This is a genomic window from Xenorhabdus eapokensis (assembly GCF_001908105.1).
In genome coordinates this window covers 1-1,383 of record NZ_MKGQ01000107.1, presented here as the reverse complement: position 1 = coordinate 1,383, position 1,383 = coordinate 1, and the positions used below count along the sequence as shown (strand labels likewise).

Here is a 1,383-nt window from a genome sequence, read left to right as displayed (position 1 = left end):
CTTCAATTCAGTCTGGCACTGGAGGAAGACGGCGTACCTCTGGTGGAAGTGGCACAAACCGTGCGTAATCTGTCCGAGGCCATGAAATCACTGGAAGCGGCGGTGTACAGCGGCAAATTCCACCATAACGCCCACCCGGTCATGAACTGGATGATGAGCAACGTTACCATCAAGCCAGATAAAAATGACAACATTTTCCCCAACAAATCCACGCCGGAAGCCAAAATCGATGGTCCCGTTGCGTTGTTTACTGCCCTGAGCCGGTTGCTGGTGAATGGGGGTGAGCAGCCGGAAAGTCTCTCTGACATCCTGATCAACCGGGGTTTACGTTCCCTCTGAGGTTTTTATGAAACTGTTAATTTATGTTGCCCCGCTGGTCGGACTGGCAGGCGGCTGCCTATTGTCTTATGGCGCGTGGCTGTTGTTGCCTGCGGCGGGGTTCATGGTGGCGGGCGGGCTGTGTCTGGGCTGGTCGTATCTGGTCTCGCGGATGCTGGGTCACACACCGGATAAGGAGGCCTGATGTTCTTTCCCGGACTGTTTCGAAAATCCGCCGAACCGATGACCTCACGGGAGTTGAGCGAACTGATCGGCTTGTCCTATGACACTTACACCGGACGGCGGGTCAGCCCGCAATTAGCGATGCAACTGACCGCCGTCTTTAGTTGTGTGCGGGTACTGGCGGAATCGGTCGGTATGTTGCCCTGTTCTCTGTATGAGCAACTGGAGCGGGGTAACCAGCGCGCCATCAAAGAGCGGCTGCATAAACTGCTGTCGGTCAAACCCAATAACTACATGACACCGCAGGAGTTCTGGGAGTTGCTGATTGCCTGTCTGTGTCTGCGCGGCAACTTTTACGCCTACAAAGTGAAGGCACTGGGGGAGGTGGTGGAATTGCTGCCCCTTGATCCGGGCAGCGTGACCCCGAAACTGAATAATGACTGGCTGCCGGAATATCAGGTGACCTTTCCGAACGGTGACACCGCCACCCTGAGCCAGAATGAAATCTGGCACGTGCGCATCTTTACGCTGAATGGCCTGGTGGGATTAAGCCCGATTGCCTATGCGCGACAAGCGATTGGGTTGGGGTTGGCGACCGAAGAGCACGGGTCGCGACTGTTCGGTAACGGGGCGGTCACCAGCGGGGTACTGCAAACAGATCAGCCACTGAAAGATGACGCCTTTAACCGCCTGAAAGCCGATTTTGAGTCCCGCCATCAGGGGCTGGTTAATGCCCATAAACCCCTGATTCTGGAGGCTGGGCTGAAATGGCAGCAAATCAGCTTATCCGCCGAAGATGCGCAGTTTCTGGAAACCCGCAAGTTTCAGTTGGAGGAAATTTGCCGCATCTTCCGGGTGCCCCTGCATATGGTGCAGAACACT

The 1,383-nt window shown here is 55.5% G+C and carries 3 protein-coding genes; all 3 read left to right on the top strand.

Annotated elements, in window-relative coordinates:
• Nucleotides 1–339, top strand: a 339-nt coding sequence (locus tag Xedl_RS19550) for a terminase TerL endonuclease subunit (RefSeq protein WP_244149778.1), incomplete at its 5' end; no start/stop codon positions are given.
• Between the two features lie 7 nt (nucleotides 340–346).
• Entirely contained in the window at nucleotides 347–523 is a 177-nt protein-coding gene (locus tag Xedl_RS29910; protein ID WP_167366733.1) for a hypothetical protein, read from the top strand.
• Nucleotides 523–1,383: phage portal protein (locus Xedl_RS19545; RefSeq protein WP_074025381.1), on the top strand; the 861-nt coding region annotated here is incomplete at its 3' end. The genes Xedl_RS29910 and Xedl_RS19545, both read left to right, overlap by 1 nt.